General features: G+C 66.7%; 1 protein-coding gene. It reads left to right on the forward strand.

The features are described from left to right. Window positions 1-42 precede the first annotated feature (42 nt). The gene (locus IEZ15_RS43915; protein ID WP_189282509.1) at window positions 43-1,254 is read left to right on the forward strand and encodes an IS4 family transposase; all 1,212 of its coding nucleotides are present in this window, start codon (window positions 43-45) and stop codon (window positions 1,252-1,254) included. Window positions 1,255-1,455: the final 201 nt, after the last annotated feature.

Consider the following 1,455-nt stretch of genomic DNA (forward strand, 5'->3'; position numbering starts at 1 on the left):
CCAATACCGTTCAGTTAAGTGCTTCTGGGGTATCTTGGGGGGATGCCGCGTTCTGGTTGGGTGAAGCCGTCTTCTGATGTCCGGTTGTCGGATTTGGTGTCTGTGGGGTTGCTGACGCGGGTGTTTCCCGCAGATGTGGTTGACGCGGTGATCGAGGCGGCAGGGCGTACTGAGCGGCGTCACCGGTCCTTGCCCGCGCGGGTGATGGCGTACTTCTCGATGGGGATGGCGCTGTATTCGGATGGCTCCTACGAGGATGTGTTTGCGCAGCTCACGGATGGGCTGTCGTGGGCGTCGGGGTGGTCGGATTCGTTCACGCCGCCCTCGAAGTCGGCGATCTTCCAGGCCAGGGCTCGTCTGGGGTTCGAGCCGGTGCGGGATCTCTTCGCGCGGGTCGCGCGTCCGCTGGCGGGGCCGGACACGCCGGGGTCGTGGCTGGCCGGGCGTCGTCTGGTGGCGATCGACGGGACGTGTCTGGACGTGGCAGACACGGCAGCCAACGCAGAATTCTTCGGGCGGCCCGCTTCCAGCCGGGGAGAGCGGTCCGCGTTTCCGCAGGCCCGCCTGGTGGCATTGGCGGAATGCGGCACCCATGCCGTCTTCGACGCTGCCACCGGCCCGTGCAGCGTGTCGGAGATCGAGTTGTCCCGGCAGCTCGTCGGCCGGCTGGAGCCGGGCCAACTGGTCCTGGCCGACCGGGGCTTCTACGGGTTCACTCTCTGGCAGCAGGCCGCCGCCACGGGCGCGGATCTACTCTGGCGAGTGAAAACGAACCTGCGGCCCCGGCATCTGGAAACACTGGCCGATGGGTCCTGGCTGGCCCGGATCGTCCCGACGTCGGGCCCGAACCGGGCCACGACGGAGCCGCTCACAGTCAGAGTGATCGACTACACGGTCGATGACGGCCGGGACAACCCCGAGGAATACCGGCTGCTGACCACGATCCTCGACCCTGCCGAGACCGGCGCCGAGGACCTCGCAGCCGCCTACGCCCAACGATGGGAGATCGAGACCACCTTCGACGAGCTGAAAACCCACCAGCGCGGGCCCCGCGCGGTACTGCGCTCGAAAGCCCCCGACCTTGTCCAGCAAGAAATCTGGGGGCACCTGTGCTGCCACTACGCCATCCGCACCCTGATGGCTGACACCGCCGCGCACACCGGCCAGGACCCCGACAGAGTCTCCTTCGTCAAGGCCCTCCGCATCGCCCGCCGTTCAGTCGCGCAGGGCGCATTTTCCCCCTCCGGGCACTGACACGGCCAACACGACCTGGCATCACGCCATCCGATGGCTCACCCAACACCTCAACCCACCCCGCCGAAAGCGCTCACACCCCCGAGTCGTCAAACGCAAGGTCCTGAAATGGGCCGCGAAACGCTCCCACCACACACACTGGCCCCAGCCCAAACACAGCCCCCACATCACCATCGAGCCCACTAACTGAACGGTATTGCT

Origin of the sequence: Streptomyces atratus, assembly GCF_014648655.1 — a bacterium.
GTDB classification, from domain to species: Bacteria; Actinomycetota; Actinomycetes; order Streptomycetales; family Streptomycetaceae; genus Streptomyces; species Streptomyces atratus.

Coding starts and splice junctions, on each gene's coding strand:
- IEZ15_RS43915 (WP_189282509.1), top strand. CDS start 43: ATGCCGCGTTCTGGTTGGGTGAAGCCGTCTTCTGATGTCCGGTTGTCG.